Source organism: Aeromonas sp. CA23, from assembly GCF_002587065.1.
Taxonomy (GTDB): Bacteria; Pseudomonadota; Gammaproteobacteria; order Enterobacterales; family Aeromonadaceae; genus Aeromonas; species Aeromonas bestiarum.
This window is the reverse complement of record NZ_CP023818.1, coordinates 784789-801284: the sequence shown is the minus strand read 5'-3', so window position 1 is coordinate 801284 and position 16496 is coordinate 784789. Positions and strand designations below refer to the sequence as shown.

The window sequence follows — 16496 nt, the reverse complement described above, 5'->3', positions numbered from 1 at the left end:
CGCTTGGTTCAATTCAATTGCGTGCCGGGTTCAAACCAGTCGCGGCGAGAGTTGAGCAGATCCGAGACGGACATGGCTTTCTTGCCGGGTGGTTGCAGAGTGAGCAGGCGCAGCACGCCCTTGCCGGTGGCGATGTCGATCCCCTGCTTGTCGGCCTTGAGCAGGGTGCCGGCGTTCTGGCCATGGTCGCTGTCGATGACGGCGGCTTGCCATACCTTGATGGTCTGGTCAGCCACTTCAAACCAGCTGATGGGCCAGGGGTTGAACGAGCGGATGCAGCGTTCGATGGCAACAGCCTCCATCGACCAGTCGATGCGGGCCTCTTCCTTGGAGAGCTTCTCGGCGTAGTTGGCCAGCGCATCATCTTGCGCCTCGGCAGCGGTTTCACCGGCGGCCATGGCATCGAGGGTCTCGACCAGTGCCTGCGGGCCCAGCTCGGCCAGCTTGTCATACAGGCTGGCGGAGGTCTCATCGGCGGCGATAGGGCAGCTCACCTTGCGGATCATGGCGCCGGTATCCAGCCCCACATCCATCTGCATGATAGTGACGCCGGTTTCGCTATCACCCGCCCAGATGGAGCGTTGGATAGGTGCGGCACCGCGCCAGCGGGGCAGCAGGGAGCCGTGCACGTTGATGCAGCCGAGGCGCGGGGTATCGAGCACCGCCTTGGGCAGGATCAGGCCGTAGGCCACCACCACCATGAGATCGGCGCCAAGGGCAGCCAGTTCTGCCTGCGCCTCTTCCTTGCGCAGGGAGGCGGGCTGGTAGACCGGCAGATCATGGGCAAGGGCCAGCTCCTTGACCGGGCTGGCGGTGAGCTTCTGGCCACGGCCGGCCGGTTTGTCTGGCTGGGTGTAAACGGCAACGACCTCGTGGTCGGAAGACAACAACGCCGCCAGGTGACGGGCGGCGAAGTCGGGAGTACCGGCAAAAATCAGTTTCAGCTTGTTCAATGGGGCAGATCCTCAGAGGATTTTGCGATCTTCACGGGCCATCTTTTCCAGCTTCTGGCGAATGCGCTGGCGCTTGAGCGGGGACAAGTAGTCCACAAACAGCTTGCCGACCAGATGATCCATCTCATGCTGTATGCAGATGGCGAGCAGATCGTCTGTTTCCAGCTCGAATGGCTTGCCGTTGCGATCCAGCGCGCGCACCTTGACCCACTCGGCGCGTGGCACCAGAGCGCGGTGCTCGGGCACTGAGAGGCAACCCTCTTCGATGCCGGTGCTGCCGGATTGCTCGAGGATCTCGGGGTTGATCAATACCAGAGGATCTTCACGGTTTTCAGAGACATCGATCACTATGATGCGCTGATGAATGTCGACCTGAGTGGCGGCAAGGCCTATGCCTTCCTCCGCGTACATGGTTTCGAACATATCATCTACAATGTGTTGTAACTCGGGTGTAAAGGTCTCGACAGGGGCTGCGACAGTGCGCAGACGTTCATCGGGAAAACGCAATACATCTAGAATGGCCATAGTTTTTTCTTTAGTTTCGTATAAATGCAGTCAATATTGGCGTAATTCTAGTCATTTACGCCGACAAAAAACAGCAACACTTTGCGTGCAGAAGTAACAGGGAGTGTTATGTATCTGAAGCAAACCATCTTCGCCTGCCTGCTGGCCACTCTGAGCCAGGGTGCCTTGGCCGATCAGTTGAAATTGAAAGCGGGTTATCCCGAGCGTTATGTCGTGCAAAAAGGCGACACCCTCTGGGATATTTCGGGCCAGTATCTGGCAGAGCCCTGGCTCTGGCCCCGCCTGTGGAACATCAATCCCCAGATTGCCAATCCGCACTGGATCTACCCCGGTGACGTGCTGCATCTGAGCTGGGTCAACGGCGAGCCTCAGGGGGGGGGGGGGGGGGGGGGGGGGGGGGGGGGGTAGGCTCGGCAAGGCGACATCGGGGGGCAAGCCGGTAGTCCATCTCTCGCCCAAGAGCCGCTACGAGAACAAGGCCAATCCGGTTCCGACGCTGCCGCTCAGCGAAATAGGCCCCTTCCTGCAAACCGACCACATTCTGGCCGACAACCAACAAGCGAAAAAGCTGCCCTATGTGCTCGGCAACAACGAGGCCCACATCGGTATGCTGGAGGGCGACACCCTCTATGTGCAGGGATCGCTGACGCCAGGTCAGGACTACGGCATCTATCATCCGGGCATGGTTTACAAGGACAAACAAACCGGCGAGCTGCTGGGGCAGGAGGCGGTCTTTGTCGGCACGGCCAGAGCCGAGGAACGGCTGCCGGATGATCGCACCCGGGTCACCCTCAGTCACAATCAGCGAGAGGTGTATCAGGGGGACAAGGTGATGCCTTTCCCGCCGCAGGAAACGCTCTCCGCCGTGTTCACTCCGAAGGCGGCGCCCGTGATCTCACCAGGCTACATAGTCGATCTGCCGAGCAAGGCCCGTGGCGGTGGCAAGTTTGATGTCGTGCTAATCAACCGGGGGCTGCGGGATCAGCTTGCACCCGGCGATGTGCTGGAGATCCGGCGCCCCGGTGCCAAGCTGGTGAGCAAGAACGGCAAGGTATCGTACAAGGAGTACTCTTCCGTCTACAACAAGGCCTTCTACTCGGCCGGCAAACCCCCCTTGCCCTCGGAGGCGGTGGCCAGGGTGATGTTGTTCAAGGTGTACGACAAGCTGAGCTACGGCCTCATCATGCAGAGCCAGGACATGGTCAGCTCCGGCTATCAGGTCAGTAACTTCTAACGTGCCACCTCCACTCGGGCGGGTCTCGTTGTGGCTGACGCTGGATGCCGTCACCGGTATCGGCCCAGTCACCGCCGCCCGTCTGCTTGCCCACTTCGGTGGCGATATCGCCGCCCTGTTTGAGAGTGATGATGGTCGTTTGCGGGCGCTTGGTCTGCACTCGGCCCAGATACGGCAGCTAAGATGGCCACTGCCTTCGGTTGAGCAGGGGCTGAGCTGGGCCACCGAGCCTGGCAATCACCTGCTCTGCCCCGATGATCCCGCCTATCCTGACCTGTTGAAAGAGATCCCCGCCGCCCCCTTGCTGCTCTACTGTCGTGGCAATCTTGCCGCCTTGTCTGTTCCACAGCTGGCGATGGTCGGTACGCGCCACCCCACCTATGCCGGCAAGGACAATGCCGCGCGCCTGTGTGCGGAACTGGTGGCGTATGGTCTGGCGATCACCTCGGGACTCGCGCTCGGTATCGATGGTGTCTGTCATCAGCAGACCCTGGCGACTGGTGGTATCACGCTCGCCGTGCTGGGCTCCGGCCTCGACTGCCTCTACCCCAAGCGTCATCAGGGGCTGGCTGGCCAGATCCTAGAGAACGCGGGTGTGCTCATCTCCGAGCTGGCGCCGGACAAGGGGCCGCTCGCCGAACATTTCCCTCGTCGCAATCGCATCATCAGCGGCCTGGCGCTCGGAACCCTGGTGGTGGAGGCGGCCGAACAGAGTGGCTCACTCATCACGGCCCGCTACGCGCTGGAGCAGGGGCGTGAGGTATTTGCCGTTCCCGGTGCGCCGCAGAATGTGCAGGCGCTGGGCTGCAACAAATTAATCCAGCAGGGGGCCAAACTTGTATTGAGCGCGGCCGATATAGTGGAAGAGCTTCCCGGATTGGTCAGCCTGGCCCGGAAACCGGATGGATTGCCTGAGCAACGGCATAATAGCGAATTGCCTTATGCCGATTTGTTGGATAACGTAGATTATGAGACCACGAGCGTGGATACCGTCGCCGAACGGGCCCAGCTTCCTGTCGAAGTGGCATTGGGCAGGTTGGTAGAGCTGGAGCTTTCCGGTGCAGTGATGGCGGTAGCCGGTGGATACGTCAGAGCGAGGAGGGCGAATCATGTTTGATGTATTGATGTACCTTTTCGAGACCTACATCCACAGCGATGCAGATGTAATGGTCGAGCAGGATGAACTCACCGATGAGCTGAGTCGGGCCGGTTTCGATAAAGACGAGATCGAGAAGGCGCTCGACTGGCTGGAGCGACTGGCCAACCTGCACGATAGCGAGCGGGAGGTGTACGTCACCGCCAGCGCGCAAGGCTCGATGCGTATCTATGCCCCGCAAGAGCTGGCTCGCCTCAGCACCGAATGCCGTGGCTTCCTGCTGTTCCTGGAACAGGCTCAGGTACTGAATGCCGAAACCCGCGAGATCTGCATCGAGCGTCTGCTCGAGCTGGACAAGCCGGATATCGAGCTGGACGATTTGAAGTGGGTCGTCATGATGGTGCTGTTCAACGTACCGGGCAGTGAAAATGCCTACCAGCAGATGGAAGAGCTGGTGTTTGATGAGTCAGACGGCGTCATTCACTGACAGTCCGGTGCCGCGCTGGTAGAATTCAGGCCATCTGGATTTCAAGGCGCGGCCCATGTCAAAAATCGATCATCATCTCTTTTCTGCCCACGAACAGGCATTCGAGCGAGAGCCGTGCCCGCAGTGTGGTGCCGAGCTGGTGATCCGACAGGGCAAGCATGGCCCCTTTCTGGGCTGCTCCGCCTATCCCACCTGTGACTATATCCGTTCCCTGACGCCATCCGGTCGCGACATCGAGAAAGTGCTCGAAGGTTCGGCCTGCCCGGATTGCGGCCAGCCGCTGGCGATCAAGAAGGGGCGTTACGGTCTGTTTGTGGGTTGCACCCAGTATCCAGCCTGCCAGCACATCGAATCCCTGCAGGAAAGCGACGATACCCAGATCCTTTGTCCCGAGTGTGGCGAGGGTCATCTGGTGAGTCGCACCTCCCGCTACGGCAAGCAGTTCTACTCCTGCGATGGGTATCCCCATTGTAAATATGTGGTTAACGACAAGCCGATCCCCATGCCTTGTCCCGAATGTGGCTGGGGCATCATGGTAGAGAAGAAAGTGAGGGGAAATCTGAGGTGGATCTGCCCGCAAAAGAAATGCGGCCATCAAAGTGAGCAGGTATAATCCCGCCGCCGTAACCAAATTGAAACGTTTTCGGCGAACTTCAACCCCCCACTTGGAGTAAGGAAATTCCCACCATGAATAAACCCTTTGTTGCCGTATTGATGGGCTCTGATTCTGATTTTCCCGTGATGCAATCTACCCTTGAAGTCCTCAAGTCGTTTGATATCACAGTGGAAGTCAAGGTTACCTCTGCGCACCGTACCCCGGTTGCGACTCATCAGTATGTGACCGATGCCGAGGCCCGTGGCTGCAAGGTCTTTATCTGTGCTGCCGGTCTGGCTGCTCACCTGGCCGGTGCCGTTGCCGGCATCACCACCCGTCCCGTGATCGGGGTGCCCATCGATGGCGGCCCGCTCAAGGGACTGGATGCGCTGCTCTCTACCGTGCAGATGCCGGGCGGTGTGCCAGTAGCAACCGTGGCGATCGGCAAGGCCGGCGCCAAGAACGCGGGCTATCTGGCGGCTCAGATGCTGGCGGTCGGAAATGATGAGCTGGCGGCCAAGGTACGTGCCGAACGCCAGAAGAATGCCGAAGAGGTGATGGCCAAGGATGCCGCCCTGCAGGCTCAACTGCTCAAATAAGTGATAAAGCGGCAACCAGCCGGACATGTTCGCGCTTTATAACAGGACGCACGGATGTGTACCGGCGGTTGTCGCTCTAACAGGTTCAATCCAAATAAGTGATGAGGCGGCAGCCTGGCTGCCGCATTTTTTCTATGCCCAACGAATTTGAACAAGCGGTTGCCGCCCTCCACAGTGAAGGGGTGATCGCCTATGCCACCGAGGCCGTGTTTGGTCTGGGTTGTGATCCCGACTCAGAATTGGCGGTGCAGCGTCTGCTGGCCATCAAGCAGCGTCCGGTGGAGAAAGGCTTGATCCTGATCGCCGCCGATCTGGCGCAACTGCAGGAATATATCGATGTGAGCCAGCTCAGCGCCGAGCAGCTGGCCCGGGTCGAGGCCAGCTGGCCCGGCCCCTTCACCTGGATCATGCCCGCTCGAGCCGCGACGCCGACCTGGCTGACCGGTCAGTTCGACACCCTGGCTGTGCGGGTGACGGCCCATCCTCAGGTGCAGGCCCTGTGCCGCGCTTTCGGCAAGCCACTGGTCTCCACCAGTGCCAACCTGACCGGCGAGGAGCCTGCCCGTCGGCTAGCCGAGATCGGTAAGGTGCTGGCCAGCCAGCTGGCCTATGTCCTGCCCGGCGAGGTCGGGGGCCAGGCCAATCCTTCCGAGATCAAGGACGCCAGAACCGGCGCCATCATTCGCCCCTCCTGAGTGGGGCGGGCTGACCCTTTTTTACCGCAATGCACATGGGCCTTGAGCCCTGGGTGTGACATCACAATAAAATGGACAGGGCGTTCAAGATCCTGCCTGACTGGAGACAAGATGAGCAAACCGGACGTGGCCCAGGTCAAGGCCTTCCTGTTGCAGTTGCAGGACGAGATCTGCCGTGGCCTGGAGCAGGCCGATGGTGCCGGGCACTTTGTGGAAGATGCCTGGTGCCGCGAGGGTGGCGGTGGTGGTCGTACCCGAGTGTTGCGCCATGGCGCCGTGATCGAACAGGGAGGCGTCAACTTCTCCCACGTCTATGGCGATGCCATGCCTGCCTCGGCGACGGCCCACAGGCCCGAGCTGGCGGGTCGCGAGTTCGAGGCCATGGGGGTGTCGCTGGTGATCCACCCGCACAACCCCCATGTGCCGACCAGCCACGCCAACGTCCGTTTCTTCATCGCCGAGAAAGAGGGCGAAGCGCCCATCTGGTGGTTCGGCGGCGGTTTCGACCTGACCCCGTTTTACCCGTTTGCCGAGGATGTGCAGCACTGGCACCGGGTATCGCACGACCTCTGCCAACCCTTTGGCGAGCAGGTCTACCCCGAGTTCAAGTCCTGGTGCGATCGCTACTTCTTCCTCAAGCATCGCAACGAGACGCGCGGTGTGGGCGGCCTCTTCTTCGATGACCTGAATCGCTGGCCGTTTGCGGATTGTTTTGCCTTCATGCAGGCGGTCGGCAAGGGCTATCTCGATGCCTACCTGCCGATTGTCGAGCGGCGCAAGGCCCAGCCCTATGGCGAGCGGGAGCGGGAGTTCCAGCTCTATCGCCGTGGTCGTTATGTGGAGTTCAATCTGGTCTACGACAGGGGCACCCTGTTCGGCCTGCAGACCGGCGGACGCACCGAGTCGATCCTGATGTCTATGCCACCACTGGCCCGTTGGGAGTATGACTGGCAGCCGGAAGCGGGCAGTCCGGAGGCCTTGCTCTACACTGACTACCTCACGCCACGAGAGTGGCTGTGACCAGAGGGGCCATGATGGCCCCTTTTTTACTGGCCGATATTCGGCTTGTTCCCGCGCGAGAAAACCCGTTAAATCGGAATATTGCCCTCTGATGGAACTCCTTGATGGATCGTTATCTGGTTTTTGGCCACCCGGTGCGCCACAGCAAATCCCCCTTTATCCACACCCTGTTTGCCAGGCAGACCCAGCAAGAGCTGGAATATGGTCTGGCCGAACCCGCCATCGACGAGTTTGCCACGACCCTGCGCGCCTTCTTCGCACAAGGGGGCAAGGGGTGCAATGTCACTGTCCCTTTCAAGGAGCAGGCCTTCGCGCTGGTCGACAGGTTGAGCCCGAGGGCCAAGCGGGCTGGGGCGGTCAATACCATCAAGCTGACCGACGATGGTGTACTGCTGGGGGACAATACCGATGGTGCCGGTTTGGTGGCGGATCTCAAGGCCCACGGCGTGACCCTGACGGGCGGCCGGATCCTGCTGCTGGGCGCCGGAGGGGCTGCCCGTGGTGCCCTGGCGCCCTTGCTGGCCGAACATCCGACCGAACTGGTGATTGCCAACCGCACCCACGCCAAGGCGGAGCAACTAGCGGCCGAGTTTCACGATCTGGGAGTCGTCACGGCCGAGCGCTATGAGCTGCTGGAGGGGGTGTTCGATCTCATCATCAATTCCACCTCCGCCAGCCTGCAAGGCGAGCTGCCGCCCCTCGCCCCTGCGCTGATCCACGCCGATATTGCCATCTACGACATGATGTATGGTGCCTCGGATACCCCCTTCATCGGCTGGGCCAGACAACAGGGGGCCCGCCAGGTCATGGATGGACTGGGCATGCTGGTCGAGCAGGCGGCGGAGGCCTTTACCGTGTGGCGCGGAATCCGGCCAGGGACTAAACAGGTATTGAGAGAACTGAAACGAAATCTGGGGACCCTATGAACCAAGGCATACTGTTTCCCGAGCTGGCGGACTGGCAGGCGCACGAACAGCGGATCCATTTCCCGGCCCAGCAGAGAGGGGCTCTGGTCGATTGTTACATCAGTCGCCGGCGTCTGGAAAAGATGACTGGTCTTTCCCTCGTCAGGGAGGAGGACATACTGCGCGCCTTCGAGAGTGTGCGCTTCGACATCGAAGATATGGCAGAGAAACTCATTGAAGAACAAGAGTTTGCAGAAGATGGTGCCATCTATCTCTAAGTTTTTTTAGTTTTTTCTCAAAGCAGCGGAACTTGTGTGGAATGCCGCTGACTAACTAGATAGTTGAGGAAGTGCTAGCTAGTCACCTTTATAACTCCCCGGTATTCGTACTGGGGATTTTTTTATCTATATGAAAAACAAAGTGTTTTATGTAATTCATCTTTCGTGAAACTAAATTACATAAATTACTTTCACTTTCTGCTGCTTTGCTATACAGTTAGCAACGTAGGGTACAGAGGTAAGATGTTCTATCTTTCAGACCTTTTATTTCACGTAATTGAATGTGGCTGAATAGCAGCCCCGATGAGTATTCGTCGGGGTGTTTTTTTATGTGTAGCGTTTAGAGTAAATGCTTTAATTTGGCCAGGTATTTGTTAGAATGAAGGGGCTTCTTGAGGAAAACCAGTTGTCTTTGTTCTCAAGATTTAGCTTCTTCCCAATTTTTGAACTGATTGTTTCAGGCCGATACTGTACCGGTGGTACCGGCCTCATTTTTGTCCCTTCCCGCCGCCTCCATGTAATAAAATTTCATTTCCGTACTTATTGAGTGATGTGCCTTCAATTCGATGGCAGAAATCTGAAAACGTTGCCATGGGGATGAAAAGTTAATTAATAATGGTAATTAACTTTTCATCCCATTGTTAAAAAAGGCTTTTATCAAATTTTCTTGAGGAAGAGTATAGGCGGGTATCTAGGGTTGGCGGGACGTCATCAAACTGAAAGTCTTTCAATCAGCGGAGGGTCAACTCCGCCAATTGCAAGGAGGGGATAGCAGTATGATGGAGGAATGCATTATTCCTCGATCTGCTCTTGCTCATCACCTTCGGCGATCTCGTCTGCCCCGGCCAGATACCAGCCAGACAGAGTCTGGGCCAGTTTTTCCACCCCGATATTATTGAGGGAGGAGAAGGCTTCTACCTGGATCTGCGGGCCCAGGTCGGCAATGGCCTGACGAACCTTGATGACCTGATTGTTGCGCGGACCCGGGCTCAGCTTGTCCGCCTTGGTCAGCAGCAGCATGACCGGCAGTTCACGGTGGGAGCTCCACTCCAGCATGTTCATGTCGGTGTCTTTGAGTGGGTGACGGATGTCCATCAGGATCACCAGGCCTTTCAATGACTCACGACGCTGCAGGTATTCTGCCAGTGACTTTTGCCACTTGAGCTTCATTTCCAGCGGTACTTGCGCATAACCATAGCCCGGCAGATCGACCAGACGCTTGCCTGGTTCCAGTTCAAACAGGTTGATCAGCTGGGTGCGGCCCGGGGTTTTACTGGTGCGAGCCAGGTTCTTGTGCTTGGTTAAGGTGTTCAATGCAGATGACTTACCGGCATTGGAACGGCCGGCAAACGCAATCTCGACACCCCCATCATTTGGCAGGTGACGGATGTCGGGTGCGCTGGTCACAAAATGCACCTTATTGAAATTCAGAGTTTGTGTATCCAACGTAAATTCCCCATAGAGATAGAGGGTTATAGAGTTACTTTTTTGTGAAATCGTGTAAAATGGCGTCGCTTAAACGCGTTTATTTTAACATGCCTTCAGCGGCATGGGATCTGGAAGCCTAATAACGAGAAGTTGGAACGCCATGAAGAACCTAGTCATTACTCTTGCTCTGATGGTTGGCGTAACGGGGATGGCACAAGCCAAGGGCGATGCCGCTGCGGGACAATCCAAGGCTGCCGTGTGTGCGGCTTGTCATGGACCGGACGGAAACAGCCTTGTCGATATGTATCCCAAGATTGCTGGTCAGCACGCATCATATATCAAAAAGCAATTAGTTGAACTGAAGGCTGCAGCTTCTGGCCAAATTGGTCGAGTTGCGCCCATCATGGGGCCTATGGCGCTTCCCCTGTCCGACCAGGACATGGAAGACCTTGCTGCCTACTTCTCCAGCCAGAAGGTAACACCGATTGCGGTGCCTGATGACGCTGTAGCAGCGGGTAAAGCGCTCTATATGGGTGGTGACATGAGCCGTGGGCTGGCTGCTTGTACCGCTTGTCACGGTCCGCGGGGCTCGGGTGTCGAGCAGGCCAAATATCCGAGCCTGTCCGGCCAGCATCCTGCCTATATCAAGGCCCAGCTCACCGCGTTTCGTGCGGCTGCCCGTGAGAACGACCCGAACAGCATGATGCGGGACGTTGCCAAGAAGCTGACCGATCAGGATATAGAAGCCTTGTCCAAATACGTGGCCGGTTTGCACTGAAAACGCATTATGATGTACCCCATTGATATTAACGAGGAGCCACTGGCTCCTCGTTTCTTTTTGGCCTTTAACTCCATTTGGCCAATTTTTTCTCGCATTGTTGTAAGAGATCCCCCATTCATTGGCCTGGCCAGGGCTTAAACATTTTTAAAAAAATTTTTAGTAATTCATTAATTTCAATATGTTAAATGACAATAAGCAATTTATATCCGTTTGAAAACGTTCTTGGTGGATTGAGTCGTTTTATTAAGTTGATACAGTGGATGCATGGAGTGGCCCACGAGGCGATTCACGACCGGGATGTTGTGAAGACAGGATGTCGATGCGGCGGGATGCCACAGGACCACGCAAGTGACAGGCAAGGGATTGAAATACCAGGATGGTGACCGCTCAGGAAGAGCGGGGCTGCGGGATGCAACCACCCCAGAGTGATGGCCGGAGGCCGTCTCCATGGGTCAAGCAAGCACACGCACATTCAGGAACGACCATTAAGGTCAGGACGACCATATACAAAGATATGATGCGCAGAGGTATCACCAGGGACAGGGTGATTTGCAGCCAGGGATGGGACTCGCATAAACATATCGAGGCAGCTTCGGCTGCCTTTTTTCTTTTGGGTCATTAACCCGATTAGCCATTCTGTGTCAAAATACCAGCAACATGCCCAGAGGATACCGATCCTGCGGTGTTCAGAGGCCAGAAATGGTCGGGTTGGTGCAGGATCCCGCTCTTGTTTCTGATCCACTGTCCCCCGTGTCAGTATCCTCCCCGGATGGTCTCATCCCGGGTGCGGCTTCAATCCAGTTATTTGTCGGAGTCAGTCATTCATGTCGGCTAAACAACCCAACCGCAAGCCTACCGGTAAGCGCAAAGAATCAGATGCCAGTGCCCTGGAAGGCCGTGAGCGCAAACGCGCCGCCAAGCGTAAGGGCTTGAAGGCGGGCTCCCGCCAGCAGGCAGAACAGTCCAGCAACAAGAATGGCAAGCAGGCCAAGGATCCGCGTATCGGTTCCCGCAAGCCCATCGCGCTGATCGTGGAAGAGAAGAGCGGCAAGCCGGTTGCGCCCAAGCCGGTGAAAGAGAAGAAGCTGGTAATGACGCCCGAGCAGGAGCTGGCGGCCATCGAGAATGATGATCGCCTGAACGATCTGCTGGATCGCCTCGATGCCGGCGAGACCCTGGAAGCGGCCGAGCAGATCTGGGTTGACCAGCGTGTCGATCGCTATCAGGAGCTGATGGATGAGCTTGGCATCATAGACAACGATGATGACGAAGACGACGATGGCTCCTTCGACGATGCCGGCTATGACGAGCCGAGCCAGCCCGCCTCCGAAGAGGAGCTGTGGGATCGCTTCACCCAGGTTGACTATCAGCCAGAGCCCAAGCCTGAGCCGAAGAAAAAGTGATGAGTGGATGGATGCTGGCCGCCCTGTTGGGCGGCCTGATTTTGCTGGGGCTGGCCTGGTATGCCGGTACCCTGCTGGCCCGTCTCAAGCGCCAGCGTGATATGCAGATGCAGGCCGTTGCGGCCCGCAATGAGCGTATCCTCGACAGCGTGCGGGTGATTGCCCATGCGGTGCGGGACGGTCAGTGCGACTACTCCGAAGGCGCCATCCGGCTGACCAATTTGCTGGATGCCTTGCAGATCCAGGGCGGTCGGGCCTTTGCCAGTGAATTTCCGGGTTTGTACAGTCTCTATGAGAAGGTGAAAGAGATGCCGACTCATGAGGCGAGACGTGCTCTCAAGCGCAATGAAGTAATGAAGATGGATCTCGAACGCAGTGGCTATGAGGCCGAGCTGGAGGCGCAGATCCTCAAGGATGTGGCCCAACTGAAGGATTTTCAGTTAAGCCGGTGAGCCGATAACAAAAAAGAGGAAGCAAGCGTGCAAGCAGAACAGATTGTGTGGGATCAGGCCCTGATCGAAAAATATAACTACAGCGGCCCGCGCTACACCTCCTATCCCACCGCGCTGGAGTTCAACGAGCGCTTCGGCTATCCGGACTTCGTACACGCCGCAGGCCAGTATCCGGCGCGCAACCTGTCTCTCTACGTGCACATCCCTTTCTGTCACAAGCTCTGCTACTACTGCGGCTGCAACAAGGTGATCACCCGTCATCAGCACAAGGCCGATCAGTACCTCGACTATCTCGAGCAGGAGATCAAGGCCCAGGCCCCCCTGTTCAAACACCGGTTGGTGACCCAGCTGCACTGGGGCGGTGGCACGCCCACCTATCTCAACGAAGCCCAGACCCGCCGTCTGATGGCCATGTTGCGCGAGCACTTCCAGTTCGCGGACGAAGGCGAGATCAGCATCGAAGTGGATCCGCGGGAGATCGAGCTCACCATGCTGGATGTGCTGCGTGAAGTGGGGTTCAACCGCATCAGCCTCGGCGTGCAGGACTTCAACAAGGCAGTGCAGGTCGCGGTCAATCGTGAGCAGGACAACGACTTTATCCGCGCCATGCTGGATCGGGCCCGTGAACTGGGTTTCCGCTCCACCAACCTGGATCTCATCTACGGCCTGCCGCACCAGAATCGCGACAGCTTCCACCACACTCTGGAAGAAGTGCTCAAGACGGATCCGGCCCGCCTCTCCATCTTCAACTATGCCCATCTGCCGAGCCGTTTCGCCGCCCAGCACAAGCTGAAAGAGGAAGACATGCCGGCCCCCCGGGAGAAGCTGGCCATGCTGCAGGACACCATCGCCTTCCTCACCGGTCAGGGTTACCAGTTCATCGGCATGGATCACTTCGCCAAGCCCGATGACGAGCTGGCGGTGGCCCAGCGCGAGGGCAAGCTGCACCGCAACTTCCAGGGCTACACCACCCAGGGGGATTGTGATCTGCTGGGGCTGGGGGTCTCCTCCATCAGCATGATCGGCGACGCCTATTCCCAGAACCAGAAAGAGCTCAAGGTCTATTACGCTCAGGTAGAAACGCTGGGCCATGCCCAGTGGAAGGGGTGCTCCCTCAACCAGGACGATCTGATCCGCCGTGAGGTGATCAAGCGCCTCATCTGTGACTTCAGCCTGAACTTCGCCGCCGTCGAGCAGGTGCACGGCCTGGTCTTCAGTGAGTACTTCGCCGACGATCTCAAGCTGTTGCAGACCTTTGTCGACGACGGTCTGGTGCGCATGAGTGAAGAGGGACTGGAGGTGGTCTCCACCGGCCAGCTGCTCATTCGCAACATCTGCATGTGTTTCGATGTCTATCTGCGCAACAAGGCGCGCCAGCAGCAGTTCTCCCGGGTGATCTGAACCGGCAGCCCGGCGCTGAAAATAAAAAAACCGCCTCTCGGCGGTTTTTTTATTGGGTAAGCAAGCGGTTCAAGGCTCAGCGGCTGGCGGCGCGGGCGCTCAGCTCGGCTTTCTCGCCATCGCTCAGGAAGGCCAGGGTCAGGCCGTTTTGCTGGGCGGTGCGGATCTCGTTCGCCGTCATGCCGGCGGCCGGAGCGGCCACCTCGTATTCGTGGGGCAGGTCTATGCCTTCGACCGCAGGATCGTCCGTGTTGAGGCAGGCCAGCACGCCGGCGGCCAGGAACTGGCGGATCGGGTGTTCGGTCAGGCTCGCCACAGTGGTGGTCTGGAGGTTGGAGGTGAGGCAGGATTCTATGCCGATGCGGTGCTCCGCCAGATAGGCCATCAGACGGGGATCCTGGATCGCCTTGACGCCGTGGCCGATACGCTCGGCGCCCAGATCGCGGATGGCTTGCCACATGCTCTCGGGGCCGGCGGCTTCACCGGCGTGCACTGTGACGCGCATGCCCGCATCGCGCACCTTGCGAAAGTGCTCGGTGAACAGCTCGCCCGGGAAGCCCAGCTCGTCGCCGGCCAGATCGACGGCAACCAGCTTGTCGCGGTGGGCCAGACAGGCCTCCAGTTCGATGCGGCACTGCCCGGTGCCGAAGGTGCGGCTCATGATGCCGATCAGGTTGGTCTTGATACCGAAATCGCGGCTGCCGGCAGCCACGCCATCTATGATGGCCTCCACCACGCCTTGCGGGTGCAGCTTGTGGGCCATGGCCATGTAGGCCGGGCTGAAGCGAAGCTCGGCGTAGTCGATGCCGGCGCGCAGCAGATCTTCCACGTTTTCGTAGGCGATCCGGCGGCAGGCGTCATAATCGGCCAGCACGGCCACGCCCCAGTCCAGTTTCTTCAGGAAGGCTACCAGACTCGGCTCGTTCTCGACGATCTGCACGTGGGGGCGCAGCGCCTCCAGTTCATCGGCGGGCAGCTGGATATTGTGCTGACGTCCCAGCTCGAGGATGGTCTGCGGACGAATGTTGCCGTCCAGATGGCGGTGCAGGTCGGTCAGGGGGAGAGATCTGTCAATCATGGTGACGCCTTCTTCGAGTCGGGTTTGAAAGCCTGCCATTCTAGGCAGGGCTCTCAAAAAAGATACCCCGTTTGAAATCAAACGGGGTCTTATTGGTCAGTGATTTGCGAAGGCGTGATGGGAATCGTTTTTCCCGAGGACTCAGGAGAGGTCGAGTTCCTTCAGCTTGCGAGTCAGGGTGTTGCGACCCCAGCCGAGCAGGCGGGCGGCCTCTTGTTTGTGGCCATGGGTGTGATCCAGTGCCGTCTCCAGCATGATCCGCTCGAACTGGGGCAGGGCATCGGCCAGGATGTCGGTCTCCCCCAGCGCCAGCTTGCTGGCGACCCAATCCTGCAACTGCTGCTGCCAGCCACCGGTCAGGGCCGGCTGGCCCGGCTCGGCCGCGCTGGTGATGGGGGTCAGCAGCTCGGCGGGCAGATCCCCGACCAGCACCTCCTGGCCAGAGGCCATCACGGTCAGCCAGCGGCAGACGTTCTCCAGCTGGCGCACATTGCCCGGCCAGGGCAGGCGGCTGATGTAGGCCTGGGTGTCCGGATGCAGGCTCTTGGTCTCCACGTTCAGCTCCTTGGCGGCGCGCAGCAGAAAGTGCTGGGCCAGCTGGGGTATGTCTTCACGGCGCTCCTTGAGGGCCGGAATGTGGATGCGGATGACGTTGAGGCGATGGAACAGATCTTCCCGGAATTCGCCGTCGGCGACCCGCCTCTCCAGATTCTGGTGGGTGGCGGCGATGATCCGCACGTCCACCTGCACCGGTTGATGGCCACCGACCCGGTAGAACTGGCCATCGGCCAGCACCCGTAGCAAGCGGGTCTGCACATCCAGCGGCATGTCACCTATTTCGTCGAGAAACAGGGTGCCACCGTCGGCCTGTTCGAAGCGGCCGTGACGTATGTTGTTGGCGCCGGTGAAGGCGCCTTTTTCATGGCCGAACAGCTCGGATTCGATGAGATCTTTCGGGATGGCCGCCATGTTGAGGGCGATGAAGTTTTTGTGAGCGCGCGGGCTGTGCTTGTGCAGCGCGTGGGCGACCAGCTCCTTGCCGGTGCCGCTCTGGCCGTTGATCAGCACAGAGATGCTGGAGCGCGACAGTCGGCCTATGGCGCGGAACACCTCCTGCATCGCCGGCGCCTCGCCGATGATCTCGGGTGTGGCGGTGGCTTCTTGCTGACGAGACTTGCGCTTGGTGCGCTGCTCTTTCAGGTGATTCTCGGCGCGGCGCACCAGGGTGACCGCCTCGTCGATGTCGAACGGCTTGGGCAGGTACTCGAAGGCGCCGCGCTGGTAAGCGTTGACCGCGCTGTCCAGATCCGAGTGGGCCGTCATTATGATGATGGGCAGATCGGCCTGGCGGCGGTGGATCTGCTCCAGCAGGCTGAGGCCGTCTATGCCGGGCATGCGGATATCGGAGAGGATCACATCCGGCGAGCGCATCTCGAGCGAGCTCAGCAAGGCCTCGCCGTCGGCGAAGCTCTCGCACTCGAAGCCTTCGCTGCCGAGGGTGCGTTCCAGCACCCAGCGGATAGAACTGTCGTCATCGACGATCCACACTTTTGCTGTCATGACGTT

The 16496-nt window shown here is 58.7% G+C and carries 17 protein-coding genes and 1 pseudogene; 13 read left to right on the top strand and 5 right to left on the bottom strand.

Annotated elements, in window-relative coordinates; all coding sequences use genetic code 11:
- Positions 1-8 precede the first annotated feature (8 nt).
- Together fmt and def are read right to left on the bottom strand one after the other, a co-directional pair.
- Entirely contained in the window at positions 9-953 is a 945-nt protein-coding gene (gene fmt / locus CK910_RS03780; protein ID WP_098981043.1) for a methionyl-tRNA formyltransferase, read from the bottom strand.
- Positions 954-965: 12 nt separating this feature from the next.
- Positions 966-1478 carry a peptide deformylase gene (gene def / locus CK910_RS03775; RefSeq protein ID WP_042866891.1) on the bottom strand — a complete coding sequence of 171 codons (513 nt, stop codon included), beginning with the start codon at positions 1476-1478 and terminating at the stop codon, positions 966-968.
- A 108-nt stretch (positions 1479-1586) separates the two neighbouring features.
- On the opposite strand from def, the pseudogene CK910_RS03770 reads away from it, so the two are divergent.
- From CK910_RS03770 to CK910_RS03730, 9 genes and pseudogenes are all read left to right on the top strand, one after another.
- A pseudogene (locus CK910_RS03770) lies at positions 1587-2712 on the top strand (LysM peptidoglycan-binding domain-containing protein).
- 1 nt (position 2713) lies between these two features.
- Positions 2714-3829: a DNA-processing protein DprA gene (dprA, locus tag CK910_RS03765; protein ID WP_098981042.1), complete on the top strand. Its 1116-nt coding sequence runs from the start codon at positions 2714-2716 to the stop codon at positions 3827-3829.
- Positions 3822-4295, top strand: a complete 474-nt coding sequence (locus CK910_RS03760) for a DUF494 family protein (RefSeq protein ID WP_043136489.1) — start codon at positions 3822-3824, stop codon at positions 4293-4295. The genes dprA and CK910_RS03760 overlap by 8 nt, the downstream gene beginning before the upstream one ends.
- 55 nt (positions 4296-4350) lie before the next feature.
- Positions 4351-4908, top strand: coding sequence for a DNA topoisomerase family protein (locus CK910_RS03755; protein WP_098981041.1), 558 nt, complete (start codon positions 4351-4353; stop codon positions 4906-4908).
- A 74-nt stretch (positions 4909-4982) separates the two neighbouring features.
- A complete protein-coding gene (purE, locus tag CK910_RS03750) occupies positions 4983-5489 on the top strand; it encodes a 5-(carboxyamino)imidazole ribonucleotide mutase (protein WP_098981040.1) in 507 nt (168 codons plus the stop codon).
- Positions 5490-5623: 134 nt separating this feature from the next.
- A complete protein-coding gene (locus CK910_RS03745) occupies positions 5624-6184 on the top strand; it encodes a Sua5/YciO/YrdC/YwlC family protein (RefSeq protein ID WP_098981039.1) in 561 nt (186 codons plus the stop codon).
- Between the two features lie 111 nt (positions 6185-6295).
- Complete coding sequence (hemF, locus tag CK910_RS03740; protein WP_098981038.1) at positions 6296-7204, top strand: oxygen-dependent coproporphyrinogen oxidase; 909 nt, start codon at positions 6296-6298, stop codon at positions 7202-7204.
- A 104-nt stretch (positions 7205-7308) separates the two neighbouring features.
- Positions 7309-8130 carry a shikimate dehydrogenase gene (aroE, locus tag CK910_RS03735; protein WP_098981037.1) on the top strand — a complete coding sequence of 274 codons (822 nt, stop codon included), beginning with the start codon at positions 7309-7311 and terminating at the stop codon, positions 8128-8130.
- Positions 8127-8387, top strand: coding sequence for a DUF1488 domain-containing protein (locus CK910_RS03730; protein WP_098981036.1), 261 nt, complete (start codon positions 8127-8129; stop codon positions 8385-8387). Before aroE ends, CK910_RS03730 begins: the two co-directional genes overlap by 4 nt.
- Before the next feature lie 792 nt (positions 8388-9179).
- Here CK910_RS03730 and yihA read toward each other — a convergent pair.
- On the bottom strand, positions 9180-9833 hold the full coding sequence (yihA, locus tag CK910_RS03725) for a ribosome biogenesis GTP-binding protein YihA/YsxC (protein WP_042033919.1): 654 nt from the start codon (positions 9831-9833) through the stop codon (positions 9180-9182).
- 142 nt (positions 9834-9975) lie between these two features.
- On the opposite strand from yihA, the gene CK910_RS03720 reads away from it, so the two are divergent.
- From CK910_RS03720 to hemN, 4 genes are all read left to right on the top strand, one after another.
- Positions 9976-10593, top strand: a complete 618-nt coding sequence (locus tag CK910_RS03720) for a c-type cytochrome (RefSeq protein ID WP_043136470.1) — start codon at positions 9976-9978, stop codon at positions 10591-10593.
- Between the two features lie 827 nt (positions 10594-11420).
- A complete protein-coding gene (gene yihI, locus CK910_RS03710) occupies positions 11421-11999 on the top strand; it encodes a Der GTPase-activating protein YihI (protein WP_098981034.1) in 579 nt (192 codons plus the stop codon).
- A gap of 11 nt (positions 12000-12010) precedes the next feature.
- A complete protein-coding gene (locus CK910_RS03705) occupies positions 12011-12451 on the top strand; it encodes a DUF2489 domain-containing protein (protein ID WP_043136466.1) in 441 nt (146 codons plus the stop codon).
- A gap of 27 nt (positions 12452-12478) precedes the next feature.
- Positions 12479-13852, top strand: coding sequence for an oxygen-independent coproporphyrinogen III oxidase (gene hemN, locus CK910_RS03700; protein WP_098981033.1), 1374 nt, complete (start codon positions 12479-12481; stop codon positions 13850-13852).
- 76 nt (positions 13853-13928) lie between these two features.
- Here hemN and add read toward each other — a convergent pair whose 3' ends face one another.
- Together add and glnG are read right to left on the bottom strand one after the other, a co-directional pair.
- On the bottom strand, positions 13929-14930 hold the full coding sequence (gene add, locus CK910_RS03695) for an adenosine deaminase (protein WP_098981032.1): 1002 nt from the start codon (positions 14928-14930) through the stop codon (positions 13929-13931).
- 141 nt (positions 14931-15071) lie between these two features.
- A complete protein-coding gene (gene glnG / locus CK910_RS03690; protein WP_098981031.1) occupies positions 15072-16490 on the bottom strand; it encodes a nitrogen regulation protein NR(I) in 1419 nt (472 codons plus the stop codon).
- Positions 16491-16496 lie beyond the last annotated feature (6 nt).